Here is a 25901-nt window from a genome sequence, read left to right on the forward strand (position 1 = left end):
ACCTCTTCCCATTCCGAACAGAGAAGTTAAGCCCGATTGCGCAGATGGTACTGCAATTTGTGGGAGAGTATGTCGCCGCCTTTTTTTATAAAGCCTGTCTATAATTTAGACAGGCTTTTTTGTTTATAAAGCACCTCTTTCTTAGTGGGATGGATAATAATGAAAAAAAGTAGATGAGCTACCAAAAATAGACTATGATAAGTAGTTTTAAGAGATTATATGACCTCTATTTTTTACTTTTTTTATAGAGAAAATTTTTTGTAGCAAGGTTTATTTCTATTTTTACAGCATTAATCAATTAATTATATAGAACATTATGGCTTCAGGTTTTTTTGCAATTTTAGATGATATAGCGGCTTTAATGGACGATGTTGCAGTAACAAGTAAACTGGCAACTCAAAAAACGGCAGGAATATTAGGGGATGATTTGGCTGTTAATGCTGAAAAAGCAACTGGATTTCTTTCTTCAAGAGAGTTACCTGTTTTATGGGCAATTACAAAAGGTTCTTTTATTAATAAGTTGATAATTTTACCAGTTGTTTTTTTGTTGAATTATTTTTTTCCAGTATTGATTACTATTATTTTAGTTTTGGGAGGAATTTATCTAGCTTATGAAGGAGCCGAAAAAATTGTAGAGTTTATTTTTCACCGTTCAAAGAAAGGGCATGAAGTTTTGCAAGAAAGTGTACTGCCTGATACTGCTGAAAACTCTGAAAAATCAAAAATCGGCTCTGCTATAAAAACAGATTTCATTCTTTCTTTAGAAATTGTAATTATTGCATTAGCTACAGTGATAGAGCATGAACATCCTTTATTGACACAAATTCTCTCGGTAAGTTTTGTCGCAATTATTGCAACAATTGGTGTTTATGGAATTGTGGCTCTGATTGTTCGTATGGATGATGCTGGTTATTTTTTGATAAAAAAATCAGATGATAAAGGATTATTGTCTGTTTTTGGACAATTTTTAGTGAAGGCTTTGCCTATGATTATTAAAATTCTATCTGTAGTTGGAACAATTGCTTTACTGTTAGTTTCTGGAGGAATATTTGTCCATAATATTGATTTTTTCCACCATCTATTTCCAACAGTTCCTTCAATCGTTAAGGATTTTGGTTTTGGATTGATTGTTGGACTTTTGACCGTTGGTATTGTTATGGTTTTTAAAAGTCTATTTTCGGCTGTGAAGAAATAGAATGTGTATTGATGATTATTTTCCGATACAGAAAATGACTTTTATTTATTTTAGTGGGTTTATATGTTTATAGTATCCTATTTAGTAAAATATCAATGTTTTTTTTGTTATTATGTCATTAATTTTCTTAATCTAATTTAAGTGATTCTATATTCTCCATTTAATAAATCCGAATTCTTTTTCGTTGGAAATTTCTTTAAAATTATTTTGTAATTTAATCCATTTTTTTAATGGTTTTTCATTAGTATTAAATTCATCAAAACTTTTAAATACATTAATAAAATGACTCACAGCTCTTTTAATATCATTATACTCTTTTGAAAACTCTTCTATTTTATTATCTTCAATATAGATTTTTAAGTATTTTAAATATTTGTAGAAATAGTCAATAGTTTTTTTGTCTAATGAATTTTTATTATAATTTTTTATCGAATGAATTCCAATTAAACAAAAATCTTTAAGAGTACCAAACTCATAATTAGTATATAATTTTTTTTCTTTTAGTGCATTTATTAGATGATTTCCAAGTGTTGTTAAAATTACTCTAATATCTCTTTCATCAGTTGTTTGATTTTCTATCAATCTACTTATAAAATAATTTGGTACATCAAAACAATCTAAAGTAGTTTCATATAAATCTTGTTTTAAGGCACTCTCTGAAAGATAAAATGAGGTTGTTAAAGAATTCCAAGTTAAAAATCCTTTTTGATAATTTCCAAGAGTGTCAAAATGAAAATTTATATGCGTGCAAATTGTTATTAATCTTCTATTGCACTCTTCAAACAAGTCTTTGTCAGAAAGTTTAATAGCTATTTCACAAATAGTTGTTATATAACTCAATATCTCTTTTATACCACTCCATTGCATAGATGAATAAAAAGGAGTATCTTCAAAATCTCCTTTTTCATATGATCTAATTAACTCCTTTAAATCTTCTTGTGAAGGACAATTCTTATAAATATTATTATTAAATGAAATTTCAATACAATCTAAAGCTGTTGTTAGCGAAATTGTATTTCCTAATTTAATGTACAAATTTTTTAAGTCTAAACTAACGAATAAACTAATCTCTTGTAAATTAAGGAGATTTGAACCATTCTCAGCAAAATGCTTATAAATATCTCTAATTGAATACCAAATAAAGTCAAAGTATTGAGAATCATTAGCTCTTATTGCTGTTTTAGAATTTTCTCTCCATAGCCATGTCAAACCATCAAAAATTATATCACATTTTTCTTTATCATCACCTTTTGCAATAAGCTTTAATACTGATTTTAAAATGTCGTCATTAATTTTCTCATATGAAGAAATATCATTGTTTAAAATATATTTATCAATTTCTTTCTTTAGTATTTTTAAAGTGTCGCTATTTTCAAAAGATTGACTTTCGTCTTTATATCTATATTTAGAAACTGAATTAAATGATTCAATTGTAATTAAGTTTGCTAATTCAATATTTTTTTTAATTTGACTACTCTTACCTACAATTTTTTTTATTACGGGAAATATTGAATAAATGTAAATTAAGAACAATAATCCTATATAGTAACCAATAGTAATACCTTTAGAATCATCAAATTCATCAATACTTACATATGCAAAAAATGATAAAGAAATTAAGCTGATGGAAAAATGTATAGAATTAATTATTAATTGATTATCTAAAGAACCGATATATTTATTTTTATCTAATTTTTCTTTAGAAAATTCAATTGTTAAAATGATTACCGCCATTAATACTCCAAAAATTGATGAAATTGAACTAAGAATCAATCCAAAATATTCTTTCGGATTAAATTTCTGTATGTTTAGTAAATCAGGTAAAAAGTCTATGTAATTAGCAAAAATTACTATCAGAAAATACACTAAAACTAAAATAAATAACAAATAATATTTTTTGTAAGACATTATAAATTGATTTTTAATAGTTAGCAACTGCTCTGATTTTAGAATTATCTTTTTCATCATTACCAAAACTATTTATTAATCCTTTTGTTTTCAATTTAGTTAATAATTCTCTATTATGGTTATTATCATTAAATAAAGGTCTTTTTCTCTTTACAAATAATTCACTATGATTATAACTTAAACTTTTCACTAATAATATAATGTTATCATTACTAAGTTGTGTAAAATATAGATTGATGAATTTAACTTTATTTTCTGTGGAATCTAAATTTTTTATAATACTTTCAATTGCATTATACGCAAATTCAACTTTAGAAGTTTTACTTAGAATAATTTCACCAACTTTTTTTGCAATTGCTTTATTATCAATAATTGTTTGTTCAGTTAATTTAGAAATATACTTAAATCTATTATCAATAGTAATTTTATCAGATTTTAATATCATTAAAATATCTTCTTCGTCTGTTTCAAAATCCTCAATTTTATCGAAGAATTTACTAAAATCTCTTTCAATCAATGTTATATGATTATCAGCAAATCCTTCTCTTAATTTATCATAGTTTGCTTTTGTAGTTGATAAATTTTTCTTTACTAAGTTTTCAACTTTAATTTCGTTTAAATCTTCAAAATTTAAACTATTATAGATGTAATATGTACTTTTCAATAAATTAATATAAATATCATCATTTATATCATTACAAAGTAAAACACTTTTCTCAAGTTCTTTATCTTCTTTGCTTATTTTTATTTCAGATAATTTATTGCTTACTATCTCTGTATTCAAATATTCAGCAAGTATTTCATCAATCTTTTTTTCACAATTAGTGTAATAATCAATTACATTTTTCCAATTTGCGACTACTTTTAAGTTAGTTAATAATTGTTTTTTTATTTCAATATCTTCAATGTTACTTAAATCAGATATAAGAGTATCCAGTTTCTGAATTATTTTAATTTTTAATTTATCTTCTAAATCTACATTATTTAATAGTTCTAATAGAGATTCTTCACTTTCAGAAATATTTTGTTCTAACTTTAAATAAACATCTTCTACATAGGTATTTATGTTAGAATTTATATAATCAATTAAAGGTTTACAATTAGACTGTAATATTGTTCCGTAGTTAGAAGTTTCGAAATCATTTTCATCATCAACATTTCCATACAAAGTAATCATTTGTAGAATATTACCTTTGTTTATTTGGTAGTAATTGTTGTTAAAAACAAAATTAAATAGTTCTTTTGTTTCATTATTTGGATTTTCTAACTCTTCGAATTTAACATTAAGTTTCTCTATAAGTTTCGTTATTTTACCATAATAGTTAAATTCTTCTGTGCTTTTTACCAATGAAAGAAAATGAGACTTTTGCGTTATTGCAGTAGTCAAAGTATTATTGTTTTGTGATGAAAGAATATCATCTATTAATCCAAACTGAATAATTAACGATAGATATTTATCCTCTTTTTCAGGTGTAAAGTTGCTTTTTAAATAGATGTAATCCCAAAAACCTTTCCAATTTTTTACTAATTTCTCAATAAATATCTTTAATGGTCTTTCTTCTATCGATATATATTTATCAATGAATTCAATTGATTTTTCTTTTTCATTGGATAATACACCAATAATTGCATCATATTTTTCTGTATATCTATTATAGTTATTTCCTAAATAATTAAGCAAATCAAAGTTTAATATAGTATCTCTTTTAAAATACTTTAAATCAATGTGATTATCAACTAAATTTTCAATGTGTGTTAGTTTATATTCAAAGCCTTCATAAAAACCACTTTTTACATTTCTTTCAAATTTTTTATCCTCTTTTGTTAAAGAGACCTCGTGGAATAACGAAATATAATCATTATAATTTTCATTAATATATCCCTCCAAAATGAGGTTTCTTAATAAGCCATTATTCGTAAAATCATTTAGATACTGATTTATATCTACTTCTTTAAAAATTTGTTTTAAATCCCAATTTTCAATTTCTGATTTTTCAGACCTTAATTTTTCAATCTCTTTTTGTAATAAATTTTTCTTATTCTTATCCTTATTTTTAATTAATTCGACTCTTTCATTGTAATTAAAATCTGGATTTACTTCATTTTCAATTTCTGAAAAAACAATAGGGTATTCACGATCATAAAGTTGTCTGTAATAGTTGTCATATTCTTTACATTTCACTACTTTTTTATCCCCTAATTTATTAAATATGTCGTCATTAATATTTTCATTACTTATTAAGTAAGTAGATGGAAGCTTGTTTATTATTGTTTTAAGATATATGCTTTTTAATTCTTCGACGTCTGAAATATTTTCATTATCAATATTTTCAATTTCATTTTCTCTATCTATAATTTTATTATTTATTTGGGTTAGCAATGCTTGTGTATATTTCTTTTTTTCATTTATCAATTTATATAATTTACCCTCTTTATTGTTCAATTTATTAAAATCCTCAGGGTCAATATTCTTATAAGTTATCATTGCAAATAGCTCTGATTCATTACCTTTTAAAACATCAGGTTTTAGTATGTTTCTGTAAATAACAAATTCATGGAAGATATTGATTAACAACCTCATATCAATATCATCAATAAAAGTGGTTATATCAGAAAGAAACTCTTTAGGAAATACGTTTTCTTCTAAATCAGATTCTTTTATTAATGTTTTTAATTGTTCATTGGCATTAGAAGAATTAATAAATGGAATAACAGGAATTATATATTCAAAGAATTTTACTCTTTCCTTTTTATCATTAAATAAATCATCTCCAACTGCATATAAAAATTTTATACCAAAATCTTTATAGCAGTTTCGGTTATTTATTGAATCCGCATTATTAAGTAAAATGTTTAGTTCACGAAGTTTTGTAAAAATGTTTGTATTATCAAATCTATCTAAATCTTCAATTACAACTACATTAAAATTGTTTTTTTCAAAATAATATAGAATCTCATCATAATGCTCATTCAATATAGATTTATTGGAATTATCTCCAATTTCAATCTCTCCTTTTAAGTTTACCTTATTTATCTTAGAATTACTGAATAATTCAACTACTAACTTAGAAAAATAGCCAATTCCTAAAAAAGAAAAAATGAATATTAAATTTGTACTGAAATCTAAATCTTTAAACCTAAAAGTCCATGTATTTGGATTTAATTTATCTAAATAATTGTACTTAAATAGCAAGATAACACTCATTAACCAAATAGTAAAACTAATTGGAATTAATCCCCAAAGTTTCCAATTAGGGATATTAACAATTCTCTTAAATCTAGATTCAGGCAGATTTACAGGATTAACCTTATATATAATTTGTTGTAATATACTGATTTCAAGTTGTCTTTCAAGTTCTTCATTTTTTAGAGTGTTCTCCTCTGTTTTATTAAAAGCAGCTAAAGATATATTCAAAAAATTATATTCGTTTTTATTCCAATGCTGAAACGTCTTTAATAATGAACTTTTCCCTGAACCATATCCTCCAGTTAAAGCAATATTATTTATTCCCTTTGCATTTAAAGTATCCTTAAGTTTATCTAAATAGGGTTGTACTTTTTCTAAATCTTCTTTTTTTGTTAAAATTTTAGGAGCGAGAGATGATACAGATGTAACTTCATCTATAACTGATACATTTTTTTTATCGAACAATGAGAAAATAAAACTTAAATTCATAAGAAGATTTTTTCTTTAATTGTTCAAAAAATGTTCCACAAAAGAATTTAATAGAATATGTCAGATTAAGATACTTTTAACAAATTTTTTACGTCAAAATGTCATAAAAAAATGTTAATACATTATTTTTTAATAAATTATATGTGTCATGTTTTTAATGTTTAGTTTTCAAAAACTTCGATAAATCAAAAGCATTATCTCCACAATCAACAGAATTATTTTCAACCTTTTTTTGAGCTAATTTCCATTTACTTGTAACATCACTTTGTGAGATCAATAATTCAGTCTCAGTTTTATTAATTTGGTCGGTAAGTTGTAAATAGTATTGTGTGAAGACTTCTTTTACAGGATAATCAAAATATTCAATTGGAAAACTACAGGATTTTAGTTGTTCAATATCCCATTCTTCGTTTGGTTTCCAATTATCTCTTATTTCAGGATTAACTCCATCTCCTCCAAAATCTTTTGTATAATTTATATCATCACAAGTTAATTCATTTCCATTTTCAAGCACTAATATTAATTCTCCTCTTATATATGCTTTTTCATATATGTTCTCTGTATTGTTTTTAATTTTTCCTTTAAATACATAAGTTACCACATATGGTTTGTTGTATTTATCAGATGATGAACCGAAAACAACAAAATTGCTAAAATCATTTTTAGTGCAAATAAATTTATCTGTTCCATCATTATTTTTTTCTTCTGAAACCTCTTTATTTTTATTGCATGATATACAAAGTAAAGTAAAAACTAAAATCACAAAATTTAATTTCATAGTATTAGTTCTTTAAAAATTCTAAAAAGTGTTCATCACTTCCATTATTATCTTCATCCCAAGTATAGTTCAATTTTGTATTTGTAAATGAAACATTGTTTAATACTTCTGTTTGTGGTCCGTCATTTACATCAGTATAGTTAAGAGTTATTTTGTTGTTTGTTGAATCGTAAGCATAAGTTCCATTATCATTTCCCTCAATTTCACAACTTCCATTGTTATTGTAATAATCTTTTCTTTCAAAAGTTCCATTACTATTAAATTTAATGTAACCTTGCTTATCACAAGAAGTTAATGATTGATTGTTATTATTGTATTTCCAAGTTTCTAAACTCCATTTATTAATTAAACTTGGTTGAACATCAATCGAGTTGTCATTATCACTATTGCACGAAATTAAAGCGAATATCAAAACTGTACTCAATAAATATTTTTTCATTTGTATTATATTTTTTTACAAATATCAGAATTATATTAAATACTCGTATATGTACGAGTGAATATTTTTTAATCATTAACTCACTTTGTCCAAATGTAATTTTATGGATAATTCGAGTTTAGAACCAATAGAACAATATGTAATTGATACAGTTAGAAGAATGAGAACAGAGAAAAACATATCTCAAAAGGAACTTGCATATTCTCTTAACTTATCAATCGGATTTATCGGTGATGTTGAGAGTTCAAAGTCGAGAGCGAAATATAACTTATCTCACATCAATAAATTAGCAGAATATTTTAATTGTTCCCCTAAAGATTTTTTACCACAAAATCCAATAGTAGAAGAATAAATGTCCTCATAATAGATGAAATAATAAGTTAAAGCACCATAAATTTTTAACGATTATTAAAAATGTATTTAGCAGCTTTCTGTGATATTTTTTTATTATCAATTCGTTTATTTCCTAAAAGAAAATTATCTAAGTCCTCTATTTTAAAATAAATACATTTTCCATTTGGTTTAAATGAACTAAGTGTTTTTTCTCTTGCCAATCTTCTTACATAATGAATACTCAATCCTAAATATAATGAGGCTTCTTCTGTATTGGCAAAACCTCTTATTTTAATAAGTTCTACTACTTCTTTTGGGGTACAACTAACTACCATAATTTTTTGTTTTTAATATTTACGATTTCGATTTTTCGATTAAATATTATCTTTCAAAAACAATGGTAGTTTTAAGATAATCGGAACGATTTTATTATTTAAAGTCTCTTTATAGATTCAAATCAGGCATATTTGCTACTGCATTGATTTTCTTCTTATCAATAACCTTTGCATATATTTCAGTAGTTTTTAAATGTCGATGACCTAATAATTTACTTACTGTGTATATATCAATATTCATAGTTAATTGTAAAGTAGCAAAACTATGTCGAGCGCAATGGAATGTTATATGTTTATCAATTCCAGCTTTTTCAATCCATTTATGAAGAATTTTATTATGGTAGGCACTGTATATCAGACTACTAAAAACAAAATCATCGTCATGTTTTCTTTCTCCTATTATTCTAATAGCTTGTTCACTAATCGGAAGATTTTCAACACCTTTTGTTTTTTGTTGTGTAAATTTAATAATGTATCCATTTTGCGAATCGTAAGTAATGTTTTTCCACTTTAACGATTTAATATCTGAAAATCGTAAACCCGTAAGTGAACTAAATATAAAAGCATCTTTCATAATTGGATAATCACAATCAGTCTTTACTAATTTTTGTAGTTCATCTAAAGTTAAATATTGTCTGTTAGATTCCTTTTCTTTGATACCTTTTACTCTGTTTATTGGATTTTCGGCAATCATTTTAGTTTGGTAAGCTTCTTTTAATGATGTTCTTACTTTATTAAAATAGGAGAGTGCAGAGTTTTGTGATAACTTTCCATTTCTCGAGGATATTTTATTAGTAAGTAAATATATTTTAAAACTTTCCAAAAAAGTATCATCAACCTTAGATAATTGGATGTCATTTCCTTTACAAAAGTTTGTAAGATGTTTAAGAGTACTCAACCAATTCCCGTAATTTCCATTACTATCACTCTTTTTTTCAACCATTAATTTAAAATACTCTAAAAAACCAATTTTTCCATTAACACTACTTACAAAACCGTGTTTTCTACTTTGTATATCCAATATCTTTTGCGCTCTTATTGCTTCTGCTAATTGTTCAGTTTCTTTATTATGTTCCTTTTCTAAAAAATTTTTCGGTTTATCATAAAGGTATAATCTCAAAAACTCATAAGTCCTTTTTTTGGTTTCCTCATTGTGATACATCAAAAACAAACTATTCATTTTTGGTTTTCCTTTTTCAGCATTCTTTTTCGACTGCTGACCCTTACGTACAGATAAATAAATTTTCATCGTTTCCTCTTTTTTGGTTACTAATTATGATGTAACATTCCTCCTAATTAGTAACACAAAACAACAGGAAACCATAGAAAATAACCTACTTTAAGACTTTCTGATTTGTTAAACTACTTTCACATCACAGAATATAACATTTTTCAAAAGAATTAAAATCAGAAATTTTGTAATATTTTTTAAACTAAATAATTCAAAACATATTTACAATTAATAATTAAGTACAATATTAAATTAAAGGAGTTACAACAATTTTATTTGATATTCCAATAGAGAACACATTTAAAATATTTTAAGATGTATAACAATCTTATTTTAATTCAAAGTGAAATTAGATTTAGTATATATTCAAAAAGTGTTAAAATATAAATAATTATTATCATTAATCTTTAACTACTGTTATCAGTGAAAGTGGTAATTGTAGTTAAAGATTAATGGTAATTAAATTCAATAGGAAGACAAATTCATTTTATAAAGAGAGAAAATTAAAAAACAAATCGCAACAACGACAGTTGTTTGCCTATTTGCTTTATTAACTTTTATTTGTTATTTATGTTTATTGATTATCTATTTATATATAAGACCAAAATCGGTGAGAAAGTAAAACAAAATTAGTGATATAGAAGTACAAAATTGGTGAGGTAGTAAAACAAAATCAGTGATATAGAAGAACAATATTAGTGATGTTTTTTATACATTTACAGTATTGAAAAGGTGGTATAACCACATAAGTATAAATAAAAGTAGTAGTTTTTATGGGAGATAAAATGAAATTTAACAAAAGATTGAATATTAAAGTATATCCTAAAATACTAACAAATAGAGAACTATCGGATAATGAAAAACTAATTCTATCTTTGGATTACACTTTTGATTTAAAAAAAGGTTATACAATTTATACCAGTGTAGATATTGGGAAATTACTATCGTTACATCCGAATATCGTTCGACTTTGTAGAAAAAGTTTAATTAAAAAAGGATATTTAGTAAATGATTTAGATAATAAACAAATTCATCGTTTAACAGATAAATTAAAGAGTATAGAATATCTAATAATTGACGACGAAGAAAATAAGAAATATATAACTGAATGTGTTCTTCCATTTGAAATATATAATCATAGTGAATTAACAACAGGAGCAAAGTTACTATGGGGAGAATATAATACTTTGAGTAAATTACCTGATGGATATGTAAAAAAGAGAGAGACAACTGCCAAAATAATGAATGTGAGTGTTGGTAGTATTTCCAATTGGACAAAACAGTTATTAAAACAACAGTTTTTATCAGAATATGAAATAAAATCAGAATACCGTAAAAAACAAAAAGTTGTGAGAACTATTGAATTTAGTAGAGAAGAAGAAAATCCGATAGATGAAATAGGTGATATTATTGAAGACGGTATTAGGAGAATGGAACAAACAAAACTTAATAGAGTTCCGAAATTAACTTCGAAAAGTACAACATCTAAAAAAGAAAATGATTATATTCCACAACCACTTGGACCGATAAAATATTCAGATTTACCAACTATTAAAAAAGGTAGGAAGAAATATGAAGATGATTATTCTGATGAAGAATTTAATATATAATAATTGCAAAAGGTAAATGTCGTTTTATAATAATTACGTAGATTATAAGGGAAAGATTAGAGATATTCTTATTGAATTAGCTCACAAAAGAAGTTATATTACTTATGAAGATTTATGTATAAAATCGGGTATTTATGATGATTACATAATAAAAAAGGAAGCAAAAATGCCGTTTTTATTTAAAATTTTAAAAGAGGTAATGGTTTATGAGTTTGAAAACAGAAGACGTTGTTTAACAATTATAGTTTTTATATCTGATAAATTACTTTATCCATCAGATAGTTTTTATAAAATAGCAGAGGAATGTGGAGTAAAACATAAGGATATTGATAATAAAACTTTCTTAACAACTGAATTAGAAGAAGTTTATTCTACATGGGAAAATAAAGATTTCTACAATTATTTTAGAAGTAAATGATTTATAATTTTCTCTAAATCTGATTTTAAAAAGATAAACCTGTTTTTTAAACAAATGTAGTTTAGTTTGTTTACTTTTATTAATCTTCTAAGAGTTACTTCTGAAATATCAAACACTATGACAGCTTCTTTTACAGATAAATAGTGTTTTGAGTTTAGATTTTCTTTGGTTATAATTGGTTTATTTTTTGGAATTACAACAGAATTTTGTTTTAGTAATTTTCTGTAATTCCTTTTAAAACATTTTTTTGAACAATAGGTTCCTTTACTACTTTTTGCAATAAATTCATCACTACATTCTAAACAAACTTTTTTTATAGTTAGGTGGCTCATTTATAGTTTTTACGATTAAAATCAGTGGTTTTGTTTGTGTAAAAAATTTGGAAAGTAACTTTCCTTTATTTACAAAGTATTACTGATTATGGTATCATAAAATTCAATAATTGAAACCGATTTACAAACATAGTAGTACAATTAGTAGTAAAAAAATGATATAAAAGGGTAAACAAAGTTATCCATTGAAACATAGAAAAACCTTTGTTTATAAGGGTTGAAACGTAGAAATATGATAGTTTGGAATACTTAGTTATTTTCCGATACAGAAATTCGCAAAAATATTACCTAATAACTCATCATTAGTAACTTCTCCTGTGATTTCTCCAAAGTAATATAACGCTTGTTTGATATCAATTGCCATTAAATCAGAAGATAAACCGCTGTCGAGACCAAATCTTACTTTTTGGATTTCTTCCAATGCTTTTATCAATGAATCATAATGACGTGTATTGGTAACAATTGTTTCATTATTTCGCAAAGCACCAGTATTGACAAAGGATAGCAATTGACTTTTTAAATCCTCAATTCCGAGGTTGTTTTTAGCAGAAATGGTTTCAAGTTTAACGTTTAAATTTTCAAGTTGTTCCTTAATGTTTTGAATTTCATCTTCTGACAGCAAATCAATTTTATTGATAACAACAACCAATGGTTTCAGCGGAAATTGATTTTTTATCTTTTCAATTTCAATGATGTATTCCGAACTTTGAACTTTGAACTTTAAACTTTCAAACAAATACAAAATCACTTGCGCTTGTTCGATTTTTTCAAATGTTTTTTTGATACCAATACTTTCCACAACATCTTTGGTTTCTCGAATTCCGGCAGTATCGATAAATCTGAAACCAATTCCGTTAATGACCAATTCGTCTTCAATTGTATCGCGAGTTGTTCCAGCAATATCGGAAACTATTGCTCGTTCTTCGTTTAACAAAGCGTTTAAAAGCGTTGATTTTCCAACGTTTGGTTCGCCAACAATAGCAACGGGAATTCCGTTTTTAATCACGTTTCCAACAGCAAAACTGTCAATCAATCTTTTTAAAACAAATTCAATTCGGGTTAAAAGTTCTTTGAATTGTGTTCTATCAGCAAATTCTACATCTTCTTCGGCAAAGTCTAATTCGAGTTCAATTAGCGAAGCAAAATTCAATAATTCTTCTCTCAATTTGGCAATTTCAGAGCTAAATCCGCCACGCATTTGCTGCATCGCAATTTGATGCGACGCTTCATTATCCGAAGAAATTAAATCGGCAACAGCTTCGGCTTGCGATAAATCGAGTTTTCCGTTTAAAAAAGCACGCAACGTAAATTCGCCAGCTTGTGCCATTTTACAACCTTTACGAAGTAATAATTGAATAATTTGTTGTTGAATGTAAGTTGAACCGTGACACGAAATTTCAACGACATTTTCGCCTGTATAGGAATTTGGATTTTTAAAAATAGATAAAAGAACTTGATCAAATGTTTTTCCTTCGTCAACAATATGACCAAGATGAATGGTATGCGTTTTTTGATTACTGATTTTTTTTCCTGAAACCGATTGAAATACACTTTCGGCTATAGTAATAGCATCTTTTCCTGATAGTCTAATAACTGCAATTGCACCAGCACCAGATGGCGAAGCTAAAGCAACAATCGTTTCTTGTGAAATCATTTTTAAAAATTTTTACAAAGGTAAAATTTAGTAAGGAGTAATTAATGAATAGTAATTAGTTTTTCGTCAGTTCGATTGATTTTTGAAAAAAATCGTATCGAGAATAATGGAAATTTCATTGAAAATAGGTTCTTCATACATTTTTTTTTCCGTTTCTCTACACAAAAAACACTCGAACTGACGTTTTTAAGCATAAAAAAAACCGTTTTGATTTTAAACAAAACGGTTTTTCAAATATAAAAATTGGTTAGTTAGTTTTAGTTGTTTAACATTACTGGCATTACAAGCATAGTAACGGTTTCGCCTTCGTCTAAACCATCAATTGGGGTTAAAATTCCAGCGCGGTTTGGCATTGACATTTCCAATTGAATTTCATCTGAAGTTAAATTGGTCAACATTTCTGAAAGAAAACGCGAGTTGAACCCAATTTGAATATCGTCGCCTTGATAATCACAAGTCAAACGTTCTTCAGCTTTGTTTGAGTAATCAATATCTTCAGCAGAAATATTTAATTCTGCACCAGCAATTTTCAAACGAATTTGGTGTGTCGTTTTATTCGAGAAAATCGCAACACGACGAACAGAACTCAAGAACATGTTTCTATTAATCATTAATTTGTTTGGATTTTCTTTTGGAATAACGGCTTCATAATTTGGATATTTTCCATCAATTAATCGACACGTTAATACATAATTGTCAAAAGAGAAAGTTGCATTAGAATCGTTGTATTCAATTGTAACTTCGCTATCGGTTGCTCCAAGAATACTTTTCAAAATATTCAAAGGTTTTTTTGGCATAATAAAATCCGCTACTTGCGACGCTTTTACATCGGTACGAGCATATTTTACTAATTTATGAGCATCGGTTGCAACAAAAATTAAACCTTCTGGAGAAAATTGGAAGAAAACTCCCGACATAACTGGACGTAAATCATCGTTTCCAGCAGCAAAAATTGTTTTACTAATTGCTGTTGCTAAAACATCGGCAGGAACAACTGTTGATGATGGTTCGTCAAGATTTACCGATTTTGGAAATTCTTCTCCTGGCGCATAAGCAATAGCATATTTTCCAGAATTAGAGCTAATTTCAATTGTGCTGTTTTCTTCAACGGTAAACGTCAATGGTTGTTCAGGAAAAGTTTTTAAAATATCCAACAAAAGTTTTGCAGGAACGGCAACGCTTCCTTTGCTGTCTGATTCTAATTCAAGAGTGGCAGACATCGTAGTTTCTAAATCAGATGCAGAAACGGTTAACGTTTTATTGTCTAATTCAAAAAGGAAATTATCTAAAATAGGTAAGGTGTTGCTACTGTTGATAACGCTACCTAAAACCTGTAATTGTTTTAATAAGTATGAACTCGATACTATAAACTTCATAGTGAATTTAATTTTTACAAATATATCTTAAACTAATAGATTTCAAAAAGTTTTTTATTAACATTACTTACTATATTTTCGCTTACGCAAAAATGTAAATACAAGACCAAATAGTAATAAGACAACTAGCGGTAAACCAACGGTTATGATTTGTGCCGTTGTATAGTTTTCGACTACTTTTTCTTTGTCTAACATTGGTAAATTAACTTCTTTACTTCGGATGTTAATAAGTCCGTTGTCGTCAAGCAAATAATTTACACAATTCATCAGGAATTCTTTGTTGGCATACAAATTATTGGTCCATTTGTCATAACCTAATTCCAAGGGTTGGAAGTTTTTATCCAATTGATTTTTAATAACATCGCCGTCAGAAATTACAATCATTTTATTGTCTTTTCCAACAGGTTTAAACGTATTGTCGTTAAACGCTAGAACTCTATTTTCAAATGCTGAATGAAATATTCCTTCCAATAAAACAGCAACAGGATAATTTCCGCCACCAGCAAATTCTTTTTGCTCTGGACGTTCTTCAACCATGTTTAAATTGATTTCGCTTGGTGTTCCAATAAGTTTTGAATATTTAGAAGATGTCAATAAAACCGTTTTGTTGATGTCGTTTTTTAAAGGTTCAATTGGGTTAGCAAATTCAAATTTGATAACGTCTAAATTACTCACAATTGGATTAGTCGATTCGCTGTAAACTGCTGGTGAAAAAAACCATGGAAACTGACTGTATTGTGTTGCACTACCTTGTTGACCAGTTGCTAAAGCGATAGGCGCATTCATTAAATCTTTAATCAAATCAGGTCGAATTCTAATACCATATTTAAAGAACATATCGTTCAAATTCAAATCACGTGGAAACGCTAAATTTTCGCCTGTTTGCATTAAACTATCCATTTCCATGCTAACATGATCCATCAACCAAAGGGTTTTTCCGCCGTTGATAATAAACTGGTCAAGCACTTGTTTTTCGGCATCAGTAAAGACTTCGGTAGGTTTTGCAATAACCGCTAAATCATATTTTTTTAAATATTTAAGCGATTCGTTTGGACTTTTTGCAACAGAATCTAAGGTGAAAGTTCCGATGTAATAATTATCTCTGACTGATTTGATAAAATCAGCGATGTATTTGTCTTCTAATTCGCCATTTCCTTTGATAACAGCAACACGTTTTTGTTTTTCCTTTGAAACCGAATTTATGGCATTAGCAAAAGCATATTCAAGATGTTGAACCGAGCTGATTACTTTTTCGGCAGTCGATGCACCCATCATGTTTTTCAACAATGGAACTTTGATACTTTTATCGCCACAAGTAGCAATTGCCCATGGGAAAACAACTTCCTGAGTTTGTTGTCCTTTTTCGTTAACCGTAACATTTACCGGAGTTAAACCGCGTTCCAAAAACGATTGAATGGTTTCATCACGATTAGCTTCTTCATCCAACGGATTTACAAATTGGAAAATAACATTCGGATTTTCTGCTTTAAATTCTTCTAATAATTGCTGGGTTTCCGTTTGAAGTTTTTTGAATTCTCCTGGAAAATTTCCTTCCAAAAAAACATCAATATAAACAGGTTCCGTTATTTCATCTACAATTTGAAGTGACGTTTCGGATAACGTATAACGTTTGTCTGCTGTTAAGTCAAATCGTTTAAAAATAAAATGACCAGCAATGTTTATTCCAACCAAAACAGCCAGAATAACAATGATTTTCTTGAAATTATGTTGTACTGTTTTCATTAGGATTTCAACAATTTTAAGTTAATAACGGTTAGCGATAAAAATAAAAACGCCACACTCAAAAAGTAAAGAACATCGCGCGTATCAATTACACCACGTGCCATACTTTTAAAATGATAATCCATTCCAATTCGTGAAATTACATCCGATTGTGATTTTACCAAAGTAGTCATGCCTTCAAATCCATAATAGAATAAAAAGCATAAAAACACCGAAAGTATAAAAGATACAATTTGATTTTCGGATAACGTTGAAGTAAAAATTCCGATGGAAGTATAAGCGGCAACTAAAAATAACAATCCAAAATAAGAACCCATCGTGCTTCCTAAATCAATATTGCTATCCATTCCTAAAGAAGAAACTACGTAAACATAAATTAATGTTGGAATAATGGCGATAACGATTAAAAGAAATGCGCCAAGGAATTTCCCGTTTACAATTTGCCAAATCGATAACGGTTTGGTCAAAAGTAACTCGATTGTTCCCTGTTTTTTTTCATCCGAAAAACTTCGCATCGTTACTGCTGGAATAAGGAAAATTAAAATCCATGGCGAAAGTGTAAAAAACGGACTTAAATCGGCAAAACCGCTTTGTAAAATATTGTATTCTCCGTCAAAAACCCAAAGGAATAATCCGTTGAGCAACAGAAAAATGGCGATAACCAAATAACCAATTGGCGAACCAAAAAAGGATTTAATTTCTCTTAATGCGATTGATTTCATTTTATATTATTTTGTTTAAAGTTTCAGGTTTAAAGCTTCAGGTTTTTCAACTTGGAACGTTAAACTTTAAACCAAAGAAACTAATTTATTTACACTCCAAGCTTCGGGTTTGTCGTTGAATAATTTTTTGGTAAATGTCCAAACTTCATCAAACAAAGCCGATTTTCTGTAATTTTCTAAATCTTCTTCGGTTTCCCAAAAACTATAGGTAAAAAAGATTTCGGGATTGTTTTTATCCTGATACAATTCTAGATAACGGTTTCCTGGCGAGTTTCGTATTTTTTCTTTAATTAAATTGAAATTTTCCATGAATTTTGGAATATTTTCTTCGTGAAAACTCATTTTTACGATGCGTATGAACATTTGTTTTTAGATTGGTTGGAGTTGATATTAGTATTCTTAAATGAGTTATGTTTTTTATAAATATCTATCGGATAAATAATTACAATATTCTTCATTTCCAATATAAAATTCTTGTGTTAATTTTATAATAACCTCTTGATATGTTCGCTGGCTAAATTTTATGTTGTCTTTTCTTGCTATTTCTGCAAATTGTTCAATTTCTTTTCTATGTTTTGCTCCTTCTTGTCCAATTACGTCGTACCAAAGATATAAAAGGTGAAAATCACTCTTTTTATATTTATTTTTCAATCCTAAAATATGTTTAATTAATTGTGCAGCATCCAAATGTTGAAATTTATTGTCATCAGGGCATATTTCCTCTGCTAATTTTTTTAAGTTATCTAATCCATTCCAAAAGGAAAGACTATTAATATATTCTTGTTTTATTCCTTTATGCTTTCTACCATAAGGTTCTGTAAATTTAGATTCTATCGCATAGATTTTACCATTTTGGTTTCTTATTACGATGTCAATGTTTGGAGTTTTTGGAAATTTTGATTTGTCTGAGCTTATTTCAAAATGTTGCTCAAAAAAAATCTTTTTTTGGGAACTGTTAAACTTAGAACATAGTCCATTTACATAAGCAAGTGGCGTGATATCTTTTTTCTTTTGCCAATATTGAAATACGTTTACTACTATAGCTGAAGATGAATGAATTGCTTTCATTTTTGCTAATCGAAATTTATTGTCCTTAGTTTCTCCTCCATCACCTTTTTTAAATTGAGATGAATTATCAGGTGTTAATTCTTGAAATAAATTGTTATATAAACTTTCAACATAATTTTTTTCTCCTTTATCAGGAATGGTACCACCAACAAGTTTGTAGTTTTTTCTATTTGCCCAATTTTGTTGTTTTGATTTAATATATTTTAATCCATTCATAATACTAATTTTTAAATTCAATAATTACAGTATCATAATAATTCAATCCCAATAAGCTTGAAGCTGAACCAACGGTTTTAGGATTACTACGAAAAACAGCAATTTCAAGAAAACCAGTTTCATTAAAAATAGCTAATTTTTCGCCTTCACGATCTTTTACAGAATATATGTCTAAAATAATATCTGAATATTTTGATAAAATGGTTTTGATAGGGTAAATCTTTTTGTTTCTTATTGGACCAAGTTCATAGGTTCGACCAAATGTAATTTCATACGGACGACCTTTTCCAGTTTCTAGAAATAGATTTTTGGAAATATTAGTAACTACATTGCCATAATGGTCAATATAAATTACATTTCCTTTAATTTGGTTGTCTAAAACTGTTGCTTGTAATTCGGTTACATCTTTAATAGAAGTGATTTCTTTGCCAATTACGTTGAGCAAACCGCCTTTTGCAAGATGACACGCTACTTTTACAAAAACATCCAAATCGGTTGCATCACTGTGTAAACGGTCGTGAATATTGATAGCCACAATTTTTTGCGGAATAATCTTTTGGGTTAAAATACTTAAAACACCATTATCGGCACAAATAAAGTATTGGTCGTTCCATTGCATAGCAATATGTTGCGTTTCACGATTTCTTTCAATATCAACACCTATTAAATGAACCGTTCCTTTTGGAAAACTAGAATAAGCTGCACCTATAATATAACTCGTTTCGGCAATGTTAAACGCATCAATGTCATGAGAAATGTCAATAATGGTTGCTTCGGGAAATTCGGTTAGAATTTTTCCTTTTAATGAACCAACAAAATGGTCTTTTAATCCGTAATCTGTTGTAAGAGTAATTATTGACATTAATTGTTTATAACTTGATAGAAATCTGTTCCAAAAATAGAAAAATCAATCATCTATTTTGATTAAATTTGAATGCAAAGCTAATTTATTTTTAGCTAAAAAATTAATTTAATACTACTGCTTTTGAACGAACGTATCATTGAATTACACGACATTGCTCCAAAAGAATTTTGGGGTGCACAAGATACTCATCTTGAAACGATAAAAAAATATTATCCAAAACTTAAAATTGTAGCTCGCGGCACAATTTTGAAAGCATTTGGCGAAAAAGAAGAATTGGATGAATTTGAAAATCGTTTTAACCGATTGATGTTGCATTTTACACGATACAATAATATTGATACCAATGTTATTGATAGAGTTATTCAAAGTAACTCTAGTGAAGAACAACGTATGCCTGATCACGATAAGATTTTGGTACACGGAATTGGCGGAAAACTCATCAAAGCACTAACGCCTAATCAACAGAAACTAGTAGATTTTGTATCTAAAAACGATATGGTTTTTGCTATTGGTCCAGCTGGAACTGGAAAAACCTATACTGGAGTTGCATTGGCAGTAAAAGCATTAAAGGAAAAACAAGTCAAGCGAATTATATTAACTCGACCTGCTGTTGAAGCTGGAGAAAATCTAGGTTTTCTTCCTGGTGATATGAAGGAAAAATTGGATCCATACATGCAACCTTTATATGATGCGTTGCGCGATATGTTGCCGCCACAAACTTTGGAAGATTATATTCTGAAAGGAATAATCCAAATTGCACCGTTGGCTTTTATGCGTGGACGAACGTTGGATAATGCCTTTGTAATTTTGGATGAAGCACAAAATACAACTCATTCGCAGATGAAAATGTTCCTTACACGTATGGGAAAAAATGCTAAGTTCATTATAACTGGCGATCCAGGACAAGTTGATTTGCCACGAAGAACGATTTCGGGATTGAAAGAAGCTATTTTGATTTTGAAAGATGTAGAAGGAATTGGAATTTTATACCTTGATGATAAAGATATTGTTCGCCATCGATTGGTTAAAAAAGTAATTGACGCCTATAAAAGCATCGAAAACCATGATTAATATAAAAAGCCTGACACAAAATGTCAGGCTTTTTTATTGGTTGTAACTTTTTTGTTTTTAGTTGTTTACCGATTTTTCCGATGTGAAAAATAGTTTCTTGTCAGATTTTGGCACGGAAATTGTAAAAAGGGAAATTGTTAAATTAAAATTTATAAAAAAATGAAAAAAGTAATTTTATTATTCGCCTTGATTGTTGGAACTTCAACTTTTGCTCAAGATGTTGAAATCAATGCTAAAAACTCGTGGTTAAAATTAGGACTAAACGCAGCTTTACCTGTTGGTGATGCTTCTGATGTTTCTTCTTTTGCATTAGGATTGGATTTAAGAGGTCAATATTTAGTAACACCTCATTTTGGAATTGGATTAACTTCTGGTTACAACCATTTCTTTGGAAAAGATGGTTTTGATGATTTCGGTTTAGTTCCAGTGGCTGCTTTTGGAAGATATTATTTCCAAAACGAAGGTGTATTCGTTGGAGCTGATTTAGGTTATGGTTTCCTTACTAATGTTGAAGATAACGCTGGTGGACTTTATGTTAACCCACAAGTTGGTTACCATAATTCTAACTGGAATATTTATGCTTACTTCCAAAATACTTTTGCTGAAAATGATACAAATCTTCAAGCAGTAGGAATTGGAGCAACATATAATTTAAAATTCTAATAAGGATTTTTGTTAAATAGAAAGAGCAGTTATTAACTGCTCTTTTTTGTTTGTATTCCATAATACTATTAGTTACTTTTGCACCACACAACAACACAACAATAATGAATACAATTACAACAACTGATTTCCAGTTTCCTAATCAAAAATCTGTTTATAGAGGCAAAGTAAGAGAAGTTTATAACATCAATGATGAACTATTGGTTATGATTGCTACCGATAGATTATCTGCTTTTGATGTCGTAATGCCAAAAGGAATTCCTTATAAAGGACAAATTCTGAACCAAATTGCCACACGATTTATGCAATTAACCGAAGATATTGTACCAAATTGGTTGATTGCAACTCCTGATCCAAATGTAGCCGTTGGTCATCTTTGCGAACCATTTAAAGTTGAAATGGTAATTAGAGGTTATCTTGCTGGTCATGCTGCTCGCGAATATGCGGCAGGAAAAAGAACTTTATGTGGTGTTACTTTAGCAGAAGGTTTAAAAGAAAATGATAAACTTCCAGAACCGATTATAACGCCAACAACCAAAGCTGATAATGGTTCACACGATGAAGATATTTCTCGTGAAGCTATTTTATCAAACGGAATAGTTACAGAAGAAGATTATTTGGTTTTAGAAAAATATACTCGAGCTTTGTATCAAAGAGGAACTGAAATTGCAGCTTCAAGAGGATTGATTTTGGTTGATACTAAATATGAATTTGGAAAAACAAAAGATGGCAAAATCTTTTTGATTGATGAAATTCATACACCCGATTCGTCTCGTTATTTTTATGCTGATGGTTATCAGGAACGACAAGAAAAAGGTGAAGAACAAAAACAGTTGTCAAAAGAGTTTGTTCGTCGATGGTTAATTGAAAACGGATTTCAAGGAAAAGAAGGACAAGTTATTCCAAATATGACAGATGAATATATAGGAACGGTTTCTGAACGTTACATCGAATTATTTGAAAATATTATTGGTGACAAATTTGTAAAAGCCGATATTTCGGATATTCATAATCGAATAGAAAATAATGTGTTACAGTTTTTAAACAAATAAGTTAAAAATTATAAATAGCTAAAGGCCACGTATTTCGTGGCTTTTTTTGTTAGTAATGTTAAATAAATGTTATAGTTAACTCTTTGGTGTAACGAATATTAAGAACCATCGTCTATTCTTTTATTAATCAAAATAATTTAATCATCATGAGAAAATCAATCATTTATTTAGGACTGGCTTGTTTAGCATTTGGAAATGTTTCATTTGCTAACGAAACTTCAACATCAAAAACTCAAATGGAGTTTTTTGAAAACACAAACACACCACTTTGTAACGCAATTACGAAAGGTGATTTAGAATCGGTTAAAAAATTCATTGAATATGGCGTTAATGTTAACGAACAATCCAATGGTTCAACTCCTTTGATGTTAGCAGCGAGATACAACAAAGTTGAAATCCTAAAAGTGTTAATTGCAAATGGAGCAAAAGCTGATGCAAAAGACAATAATGGAAAAACAGCATTGCAATATGCAGTGAATTCCAATGCTACCGAAGCTGTTGCTTACTTAAAACAGGTTTAAATTAGTTTAAAAACAACGCTTTAAATGTAAAGCGTTGTTTTTCTTTCAAGATTATAAGATTTGATTAAAAATATCAATTTGTTAAAATTATGTTAAATTTGAGTACTATGCAATACAAGGTATATTGTTTTAGATATATATTTGCATAGGATATTAATAACAATACCAAAAAAATCATCATCAATCAATTAAAAAAAAATCAATCATCATGAGAACACCAATCAAAATTTTAGGAATTGTAGCATTAAGTTTTGTTACTTTTAGTAATGCTTCTGCAAAAGAAGTTTTTCAGCCACAATTAGAAAACGAGCAGTTTATCACGACTTTAGTAAGTAATAATCAACTTGAAGTTAGCTCGGTTGCATCAGTAGAACCGCTTTATTTTAGTCCTTCAAATGTTTTAACGACTTATCACTCATCAATTGTAGATGAAATAAAAATGGACAACGAAATTATTCAAGCTGAAACAGAAGACTATCAACCATTATGCATCGATAGAACATTGGAAGATGTTATTTTGGAAGATAACCAAATCATCGAAAGTACAGTTTCAACGGAAACTTATCCATTGGATTTTGAGAAAATAAATAAAAATATGAAGCGTTTTCCAATGTCTGACAATAAAACCTCATTAAAAGTGGAAGAAATGAAACTTTAAGAATTTGTTTTAGTAATTTGTTTTTGGGTTAGAAAAAAAGCATCATTGTGATAATGATGCTTTTTGATTTTTATTTGAAATAAGAAAAATTGTGATTGTTTTCTATTTTAAGTAAACTTTCATAAATCAGTTTAATCACATTTTCGACATCTTCTTTGTGAACCATTTCAACCGTTGTATGCATGTATCGCAACGGAAGCGAAATCAATGCCGATGCAACTCCGCCGTTACTGTAAGCAAAAGCATCAGTGTCAGTTCCAGTAACTCTCGAAGTAGCGTGTCGCTGAAATGGAATTTTGTTTTCTACAGCAGTATCAACAATTAATTCTCTCAAAACGTTTTGAGTTGCTGGCGCATAAGCAATAACTGGACCTTTTCCCATTTGAAGATCACCTTCAATTTTTTTGTCAATCATCGGCGTTGAAGTGTCGTGACAAACATCGGTAACAATGGCAACGTTTGGTTTGATGGTTTGCGTAATCATTTCGGCACCGCGAAGACCAATTTCTTCCTGAACAGAATTTACAATGTATAAACCAAAAGGCAATTTTTTTTTATTTTCTTTTAATAAACGAGCAACTTCTGCAATTATAAATCCGCCCATTCTATTATCGATTGCTCTACATACGAATTTATCATTATTCAAAATCATAAATTCATCAGGATAAGTAATCACACAACCTACATGAATGCCTAATTTTTCAACTTCTTCTTTAGTAGAACAACCACAATCAATAAAAATATTGTGTAAAGTAGCCGATTCTTCTTTGCCACGATTTCTTGTATGAATGGCTGGCCAACCAAAAACACCTTTCACGATTCCGTTTTTAGTATGAATATTTACACGTTTTGAAGGCGCAATTTGATGATCACTTCCGCCGTTTCTTATTACATAAATAAGACCATTATCAGTAATATAGTTTACATACCACGAAATTTCATCCGAATGACCTTCAATAACAACCTTAAAATTGGCTTCAGGATTAATCACTCCAACAGCCGTTCCATAGGTATCCGTTATAAAAGTATCAACATAAGGTTTAAGATAGTCCATCCAAATTTTTTGTCCTTCCGATTCGTGACCAGTTGGAGAAGCATTATTAAGGTATTTTTCCAAAAAGGAAATAGAACTTTTAGAAAGTATAGATTTAGTTGCCATAATTTTTTTTTGCTAAAATATAAATTTGGCATTAGAGTTGTAGTGATTATCTATATTTTTACAAATAATTTTAACTAACCATGGAGAGATTTAAAATAATCGTCTTATTACTGTTTTTCTATATAAGCTCATTAGCTCAAGTAAAAACCGATACTATTAAAAAGGAAATAGTCCACTTTGAAATAGATTCAACCTCTTCTGATACAATAAAACTACCCGAGTTATTTGTTTATCGCGATAATATGTCGGCTCAAGAGAAGAAAGATTTTCTATTACTTCAAAGCAGAGTTTACAAAGTATATCCTTTTGCAAAAGTAGCTGCCGACCGATTGACCTTTCTGAACAAAAACCTTGAAAAGTTAAAAACCAACAAAGAAAAAAAGAAATACTTCAAGTTAGTCGAGAACTATATGGAGAACGAATTCACAGCTCAATTAAAAAAACTCTCCCGTAAACAAGGACAAATATTAGTAAAGCTAATCCATAGACAAACCGGTTTCACAACATTCGAACTAATAAAAGACTATAAAAGCGGTTGGAAAGCATTTTGGTCAAACAATACCGCTAAATTATTTGATATAAGTCTAAAAGCAAAATACCTTCCCTACGAAGTGAATGAAGACTTTCTTATAGAATCCATACTCGATCGCGCATTTACACGAGGAAGATTAGTAAACCAAGAAGCTGCCAATCCAGTCGATATAGACGAACTTACAGAATTCTGGGAAAAGAAAGCAGCAAAAAAATAAATCATACATATATAAGTATAAAATTTTGGAGTGATTCTTTGTTGATTATTTGCAAGTCATATTCCCGCTGTTTACTACAATCTTTTTGTTTTTGTTGAGGTTTTGGAAATAAGAGGGATAATTAAGGAT

General features: G+C 28.5%; 24 protein-coding genes and 1 rRNA gene. 11 read left to right on the plus strand and 14 right to left on the minus strand.

What is annotated here, in order from left to right; translation table 11 throughout:
- A 5S ribosomal RNA gene (rrf, locus tag G6042_RS01540) occupies positions 1–84 on the plus strand; the annotation flags it as partial.
- 232 nt (positions 85–316) lie between these two features.
- On the plus strand, positions 317–1195 hold the full coding sequence (locus G6042_RS01545) for a DUF808 domain-containing protein (RefSeq protein WP_169522500.1): 879 nt from the start codon (positions 317–319) through the stop codon (positions 1193–1195).
- Between the two features lie 147 nt (positions 1196–1342).
- On the opposite strand, the gene G6042_RS01550 is transcribed toward G6042_RS01545, so the two are convergent.
- The 4 genes from G6042_RS01550 to G6042_RS01565 all read right to left on the minus strand — a co-directional run bounded on the left by G6042_RS01550 (position 1343) and on the right by G6042_RS01565 (position 7996).
- Entirely contained in the window at positions 1343–3103 is a 1761-nt protein-coding gene (locus tag G6042_RS01550; RefSeq protein ID WP_211161612.1) for a hypothetical protein, read from the minus strand.
- Between the two features lie 13 nt (positions 3104–3116).
- The gene (locus tag G6042_RS01555; protein WP_169522502.1) at positions 3117–6779 is read right to left on the minus strand and encodes a YobI family P-loop NTPase; all 3663 of its coding nucleotides are present in this window, start codon (positions 6777–6779) and stop codon (positions 3117–3119) included.
- A gap of 154 nt (positions 6780–6933) precedes the next feature.
- Positions 6934–7557, minus strand: coding sequence for a hypothetical protein (locus tag G6042_RS01560; protein ID WP_169522503.1), 624 nt, complete (start codon positions 7555–7557; stop codon positions 6934–6936).
- 4 nt (positions 7558–7561) lie between these two features.
- On the minus strand, positions 7562–7996 hold the full coding sequence (locus G6042_RS01565) for a lipocalin-like domain-containing protein (RefSeq protein WP_169522504.1): 435 nt from the start codon (positions 7994–7996) through the stop codon (positions 7562–7564).
- 103 nt (positions 7997–8099) lie between these two features.
- Here G6042_RS01565 and G6042_RS01570 point away from each other — a divergent pair, with 103 nt between their 5' ends.
- Positions 8100–8348 carry a helix-turn-helix domain-containing protein gene (locus G6042_RS01570; protein WP_169522505.1) on the plus strand — a complete coding sequence of 83 codons (249 nt, stop codon included), beginning with the start codon at positions 8100–8102 and terminating at the stop codon, positions 8346–8348.
- A 46-nt stretch (positions 8349–8394) separates the two neighbouring features.
- Here the strand turns inward: G6042_RS01570 and G6042_RS01575 are convergent, their stop codons facing one another.
- Positions 8395–8664: a helix-turn-helix domain-containing protein gene (locus tag G6042_RS01575; protein ID WP_169522506.1), complete on the minus strand. Its 270-nt coding sequence runs from the start codon at positions 8662–8664 to the stop codon at positions 8395–8397.
- Positions 8665–8773: 109 nt separating this feature from the next.
- Complete coding sequence (locus G6042_RS14645) at positions 8774–9913, minus strand: tyrosine-type recombinase/integrase (RefSeq protein WP_169522507.1); 1140 nt, start codon at positions 9911–9913, stop codon at positions 8774–8776.
- A gap of 755 nt (positions 9914–10668) precedes the next feature.
- On the opposite strand from G6042_RS14645, the gene G6042_RS01585 reads away from it, so the two are divergent.
- Together G6042_RS01585 and G6042_RS01590 are read left to right on the plus strand one after the other, a co-directional pair.
- A complete protein-coding gene (locus tag G6042_RS01585) occupies positions 10669–11505 on the plus strand; it encodes a hypothetical protein (RefSeq protein WP_169522508.1) in 837 nt (278 codons plus the stop codon).
- Positions 11506–11521: 16 nt separating this feature from the next.
- Positions 11522–11923: a hypothetical protein gene (locus G6042_RS01590; protein ID WP_169522509.1), complete on the plus strand. Its 402-nt coding sequence runs from the start codon at positions 11522–11524 to the stop codon at positions 11921–11923.
- 585 nt (positions 11924–12508) lie between these two features.
- Here the strand turns inward: G6042_RS01590 and mnmE are convergent.
- The 7 genes from mnmE to G6042_RS01625 all read right to left on the minus strand — a co-directional run bounded on the left by mnmE (position 12509) and on the right by G6042_RS01625 (position 19896).
- Entirely contained in the window at positions 12509–13909 is a 1401-nt protein-coding gene (gene mnmE, locus G6042_RS01595; RefSeq protein WP_169522510.1) for a tRNA uridine-5-carboxymethylaminomethyl(34) synthesis GTPase MnmE, read from the minus strand.
- Between the two features lie 257 nt (positions 13910–14166).
- Entirely contained in the window at positions 14167–15285 is a 1119-nt protein-coding gene (dnaN, locus tag G6042_RS01600; protein WP_169522511.1) for a DNA polymerase III subunit beta, read from the minus strand.
- Between the two features lie 63 nt (positions 15286–15348).
- Positions 15349–17028: a gliding motility-associated ABC transporter substrate-binding protein GldG gene (gene gldG, locus G6042_RS01605; protein WP_169522512.1), complete on the minus strand. Its 1680-nt coding sequence runs from the start codon at positions 17026–17028 to the stop codon at positions 15349–15351.
- Positions 17028–17750 (minus strand): gliding motility-associated ABC transporter permease subunit GldF, encoded by a 723-nt coding sequence (gene gldF / locus G6042_RS01610; RefSeq protein ID WP_169522513.1) that lies wholly within the window; start codon positions 17748–17750, stop codon positions 17028–17030. The genes gldG and gldF overlap by 1 nt, the downstream gene beginning before the upstream one ends.
- A 66-nt stretch (positions 17751–17816) precedes the next feature.
- Complete coding sequence (locus tag G6042_RS01615) at positions 17817–18113, minus strand: putative quinol monooxygenase (protein WP_169522514.1); 297 nt, start codon at positions 18111–18113, stop codon at positions 17817–17819.
- 54 nt (positions 18114–18167) lie between these two features.
- The gene (locus G6042_RS01620; protein ID WP_169522515.1) at positions 18168–19034 is read right to left on the minus strand and encodes a PGN_0703 family putative restriction endonuclease; all 867 of its coding nucleotides are present in this window, start codon (positions 19032–19034) and stop codon (positions 18168–18170) included.
- A gap of 4 nt (positions 19035–19038) precedes the next feature.
- Positions 19039–19896 (minus strand): SAM hydrolase/SAM-dependent halogenase family protein, encoded by an 858-nt coding sequence (locus tag G6042_RS01625; protein WP_169522516.1) that lies wholly within the window; start codon positions 19894–19896, stop codon positions 19039–19041.
- Positions 19897–20019: 123 nt separating this feature from the next.
- Here G6042_RS01625 and G6042_RS01630 point away from each other — a divergent pair, with 123 nt between their 5' ends.
- The 5 genes from G6042_RS01630 to G6042_RS01650 all read left to right on the plus strand — a co-directional run bounded on the left by G6042_RS01630 (position 20020) and on the right by G6042_RS01650 (position 23864).
- A complete protein-coding gene (locus G6042_RS01630; protein ID WP_169522517.1) occupies positions 20020–20970 on the plus strand; it encodes a PhoH family protein in 951 nt (316 codons plus the stop codon).
- A 159-nt stretch (positions 20971–21129) separates the two neighbouring features.
- A complete protein-coding gene (locus tag G6042_RS01635) occupies positions 21130–21633 on the plus strand; it encodes a hypothetical protein (protein WP_169522518.1) in 504 nt (167 codons plus the stop codon).
- A gap of 104 nt (positions 21634–21737) precedes the next feature.
- The gene (locus G6042_RS01640; protein WP_169522519.1) at positions 21738–22685 is read left to right on the plus strand and encodes a phosphoribosylaminoimidazolesuccinocarboxamide synthase; all 948 of its coding nucleotides are present in this window, start codon (positions 21738–21740) and stop codon (positions 22683–22685) included.
- A 146-nt stretch (positions 22686–22831) separates the two neighbouring features.
- Positions 22832–23206 carry an ankyrin repeat domain-containing protein gene (locus G6042_RS01645; protein WP_169522520.1) on the plus strand — a complete coding sequence of 125 codons (375 nt, stop codon included), beginning with the start codon at positions 22832–22834 and terminating at the stop codon, positions 23204–23206.
- 208 nt (positions 23207–23414) lie between these two features.
- A complete protein-coding gene (locus tag G6042_RS01650) occupies positions 23415–23864 on the plus strand; it encodes a hypothetical protein (RefSeq protein ID WP_169522521.1) in 450 nt (149 codons plus the stop codon).
- A 70-nt stretch (positions 23865–23934) separates the two neighbouring features.
- Here the strand turns inward: G6042_RS01650 and G6042_RS01655 are convergent, their stop codons facing one another.
- On the minus strand, positions 23935–25023 hold the full coding sequence (locus G6042_RS01655; RefSeq protein WP_169522522.1) for a M42 family metallopeptidase: 1089 nt from the start codon (positions 25021–25023) through the stop codon (positions 23935–23937).
- 80 nt (positions 25024–25103) lie between these two features.
- On the opposite strand from G6042_RS01655, the gene G6042_RS01660 reads away from it, so the two are divergent.
- A complete protein-coding gene (locus G6042_RS01660) occupies positions 25104–25772 on the plus strand; it encodes a DUF4294 domain-containing protein (RefSeq protein ID WP_169522523.1) in 669 nt (222 codons plus the stop codon).
- Positions 25773–25901: the final 129 nt, after the last annotated feature.

Source organism: Flavobacterium solisilvae (genome assembly GCF_012911605.1).
GTDB lineage: Bacteria > Bacteroidota > Bacteroidia > Flavobacteriales > Flavobacteriaceae > Flavobacterium > Flavobacterium solisilvae.

What these genes read in the sequence shown, in the direction of transcription:
- dnaN (WP_169522511.1), bottom strand. Translation starts at nt 15,285, where the DNA reads ATGAAGTTTATAGTATCGAGTTCATACTTATTAAAACAATTACAGGTT.
- G6042_RS01565 (WP_169522504.1), bottom strand. Translation starts at nt 7,996, where the DNA reads ATGAAAAAATATTTATTGAGTACAGTTTTGATATTCGCTTTAATTTCG.
- G6042_RS01655 (WP_169522522.1), bottom strand. Translation starts at nt 25,023, where the DNA reads ATGGCAACTAAATCTATACTTTCTAAAAGTTCTATTTCCTTTTTGGAA.
- G6042_RS01615 (WP_169522514.1), bottom strand. Translation starts at nt 18,113, where the DNA reads ATGTTCATACGCATCGTAAAAATGAGTTTTCACGAAGAAAATATTCCA.
- G6042_RS01545 (WP_169522500.1), top strand. Translation starts at nt 317, where the DNA reads ATGGCTTCAGGTTTTTTTGCAATTTTAGATGATATAGCGGCTTTAATG.
- G6042_RS01660 (WP_169522523.1), top strand. Translation starts at nt 25,104, where the DNA reads ATGGAGAGATTTAAAATAATCGTCTTATTACTGTTTTTCTATATAAGC.
- G6042_RS01620 (WP_169522515.1), bottom strand. Translation starts at nt 19,034, where the DNA reads ATGAATGGATTAAAATATATTAAATCAAAACAACAAAATTGGGCAAAT.
- G6042_RS01575 (WP_169522506.1), bottom strand. Translation starts at nt 8,664, where the DNA reads ATGGTAGTTAGTTGTACCCCAAAAGAAGTAGTAGAACTTATTAAAATA.
- G6042_RS01590 (WP_169522509.1), top strand. Translation starts at nt 11,522, where the DNA reads ATGTCGTTTTATAATAATTACGTAGATTATAAGGGAAAGATTAGAGAT.
- gldF (WP_169522513.1), bottom strand. Translation starts at nt 17,750, where the DNA reads ATGAAATCAATCGCATTAAGAGAAATTAAATCCTTTTTTGGTTCGCCA.
- G6042_RS01550 (WP_211161612.1), bottom strand. Translation starts at nt 3,103, where the DNA reads ATGTCTTACAAAAAATATTATTTGTTATTTATTTTAGTTTTAGTGTAT.
- G6042_RS01555 (WP_169522502.1), bottom strand. Translation starts at nt 6,779, where the DNA reads ATGAATTTAAGTTTTATTTTCTCATTGTTCGATAAAAAAAATGTATCA.
- G6042_RS01640 (WP_169522519.1), top strand. Translation starts at nt 21,738, where the DNA reads ATGAATACAATTACAACAACTGATTTCCAGTTTCCTAATCAAAAATCT.
- gldG (WP_169522512.1), bottom strand. Translation starts at nt 17,028, where the DNA reads ATGAAAACAGTACAACATAATTTCAAGAAAATCATTGTTATTCTGGCT.
- G6042_RS01560 (WP_169522503.1), bottom strand. Translation starts at nt 7,557, where the DNA reads ATGAAATTAAATTTTGTGATTTTAGTTTTTACTTTACTTTGTATATCA.
- G6042_RS01650 (WP_169522521.1), top strand. Translation starts at nt 23,415, where the DNA reads ATGAGAACACCAATCAAAATTTTAGGAATTGTAGCATTAAGTTTTGTT.
- G6042_RS14645 (WP_169522507.1), bottom strand. Translation starts at nt 9,913, where the DNA reads ATGAAAATTTATTTATCTGTACGTAAGGGTCAGCAGTCGAAAAAGAAT.
- G6042_RS01645 (WP_169522520.1), top strand. Translation starts at nt 22,832, where the DNA reads ATGAGAAAATCAATCATTTATTTAGGACTGGCTTGTTTAGCATTTGGA.
- mnmE (WP_169522510.1), bottom strand. Translation starts at nt 13,909, where the DNA reads ATGATTTCACAAGAAACGATTGTTGCTTTAGCTTCGCCATCTGGTGCT.
- G6042_RS01635 (WP_169522518.1), top strand. Translation starts at nt 21,130, where the DNA reads ATGAAAAAAGTAATTTTATTATTCGCCTTGATTGTTGGAACTTCAACT.
- G6042_RS01585 (WP_169522508.1), top strand. Translation starts at nt 10,669, where the DNA reads ATGGGAGATAAAATGAAATTTAACAAAAGATTGAATATTAAAGTATAT.
- G6042_RS01570 (WP_169522505.1), top strand. Translation starts at nt 8,100, where the DNA reads ATGGATAATTCGAGTTTAGAACCAATAGAACAATATGTAATTGATACA.
- G6042_RS01625 (WP_169522516.1), bottom strand. Translation starts at nt 19,896, where the DNA reads ATGTCAATAATTACTCTTACAACAGATTACGGATTAAAAGACCATTTT.